Here is a 2,311-nt window from a genome sequence, read left to right as displayed (position 1 = left end):
CCAGAGGAGAGAGGGAAGGGGGGATCCCTGCCCGGAACTCTCTCTTGGCCAGAGTGGGTAGGGGAAGCAGCCCCTGCCTTGCAAGGTCTGTGGGATCGGCTGCGAGCGGGGCAGTGGGGGGAGGCGGATCGCTGGACGACAGCCCTGATGCTGAAGCTTGCTGGGCGCTCGCAAGTGGGCTTTTTTGATCCCAAGGATGTTCAGGCCTTCCCCTGCCCCATGCTGCGGCTGATTGACCAACTGTGGGTGCGGGCCAGCCATGGGCGCTTTGGCTTTACCGTCCAGAAGCAACTTTGGCAGGAGTGTGACCCGGAGGGAAGAGGAGGGATCCGTTCGGGCTCCTTCTCAGCCTTGCCCCGCGAAGACTGCATGGGGGAAAGAGTCGGCTGGCAGGTGCAGGGCCGCTGGCTGGGGTATGGGGAGCTCACAACCCGTCTGGCAGCGCCTAAGGGTCATCTGCCGGTGGGCTTTTTTTGGGGCTACTCAGGTGGCCTACGTGCGGCGCTGCTGATGCTGGATCGGGCGGTATTGAAAAAGTTCAAAGCCTGCCTGTAAAAAACTCCCCCCTCCCAAAGGGAGAGGGGCTGGGGAGTGAGGGGATAGAAAGCCCTAGTAGCGGTGCACCAACTTGTTGATGGGCTTGAAGATGTCTGCCTCAAACTTTTTGCCCTTGAGCATGCGGTTCCAATAGAGCCAGGGTAATAGATGCACCTTGGCTAGGTACATGGAGTAGCGCTCCCGCGTTGGGTCCAGGGGGAAGGAGGGAGCTAGCTTTGCATTGTAGGCAAACTCGGCCATGATCAGGGAGTTGTAGCCTGTAATCAAGGGGCAGCAGGTGTAGCCGTCGTAGCGGGCCACTAGCGGCTTCGACTGCATGGCGGCCAAGAGGTTTTCCGCCAGTACCGGCGCTTGCTTGCGGGCGGCAGCCGCCGTTTTGGACGTTGGCAGAGAAGAGGCATCTCCCAAGGAAAACACGTTGGGGTAGCGGGTGTGCTGCAGCGTTGCCTTATCCACATCCACCCATCCTCCCGGCCCGGCCAGGGGGCTGCGCTTGACAAAGTCCGGAGCGCTCATGGGCGGAGCCACGTGGATCATGTCGTAGTGCAGGCTCACCTCTTCTTTGCCATTGTCGGTGGTGACTTCAAAGATGGCTTCCTGAGTCTCAGGCCGGATGGCTTTGAGGTTGTGCTTGAATTTCACCTGGATCCCTCGCCGCTCTACCACCTTCTCCAGGGCAGCACTGTACTCCGGCACGGCAAAGAGAGTGGGAGTGGCTGTGCAAAAGAGAACCTTGGTGTTGACGCCAACCCCACTTTTGCTTTTGAAGACATCGTCGGCTAGGTACATGATTTTTTGAGGGGCGCCGCCGCACTTGATTGGCGTAGCCGGGTACGTGAAGATGGCTGTTCCCCCCTTGAAGTTGCGGATGGTCTCCCAAGTGTAGGAGACGTAGTCCTTGGAGTAGTTGCTGGTTACTCCTCCTTTGCCCAGCGCCTCCGGCAAGCCCTCGATCAAGTGCCAGTCAATCTGGATCCCGGGGGCCATTATGAGGTAGTCGTACTGAATAACCTGGCCGGTCTCGGTGATGACGCGGTTGTGATCTGGATCCAGCTCTGCCACTCGCGCTTGAATCCAGGTGGCTCCCTTGGGGATCACTGTTTTTTCGTCCCGGATAAACTTGGCCAGGGGGGCAATACCTCCCCCTACCAATGTCCAGCCGGGCTGGTAGTAGTGCTTGTCGGAGGGCTCGACAATCGCGATATCAAGATTGCGCTTGCGCTCCAGCAACTGGGCCGCTGCGCTGATGCCGGCAGCCCCTCCTCCCACTACAACAATTTGATGGTAGATGACAGGTTGCGAAGTTCTGGAGATGGATCCCTCGACGCCAGGGCGCCCGTTCGTTTGGGTGGAGGCGGGTGGGGATTGGGTTTTGAGTTCCATTGGCTTAGTAGTCGTTGACACAGCAGTTTCCTCAAACAGAACTGAACTTGAGCTCAAGAAGCTGTTTAGTTTAATGCGGAAGAACCTGTTAAATGACAGCCAACAACCCCGAACCGGCAATCCGTAGAAGACTCTGCGGATCGCCAGTCTTCAGGGCGCTGCAGGTGTGGAACAATTGTAACCATAACACTTGATAAGAATATAGCCATTTTTTCGAGTTGTCGAACATTTGAGGCAAATCTTAGCCTGGGACTTAGGCTTTGTTGACGCTGGGGGGAACAGCGGCACTTCTGGGGGGTAGGCGGCGTCGGCTAGGCTGTGGACTGTACGAGGGATTTGCCGTTGAATTCACGGCTGGCCTTCAAGTTCT

General features: G+C 57.7%; 2 protein-coding genes. One reads left to right on the top strand and one right to left on the bottom strand.

Annotation, left to right across the window (positions count from 1 at the left end):
- A partial coding sequence (locus NW856_RS07955) for a GUN4 domain-containing protein (RefSeq protein WP_414399757.1) occupies positions 1 to 555 on the top strand: 555 nt, incomplete at its 5' end.
- Between the two features lie 54 nt (positions 556 to 609).
- Here the strand turns inward: NW856_RS07955 and NW856_RS07950 are convergent.
- Positions 610 to 1,962, bottom strand: coding sequence for an FAD/NAD(P)-binding oxidoreductase (locus NW856_RS07950; protein ID WP_414399756.1), 1,353 nt, complete (start codon positions 1,960 to 1,962; stop codon positions 610 to 612).
- Positions 1,963 to 2,311: the final 349 nt, after the last annotated feature.

Origin of the sequence: Synechococcus sp. R3-13, assembly GCF_047462195.1 — a bacterium.
GTDB lineage: Bacteria > Cyanobacteriota > Cyanobacteriia > Thermostichales > Thermostichaceae > Thermostichus.
Note: the sequence above shows the minus strand (reverse complement) of the source record. Positions and strands in the feature narration are given on the sequence as shown.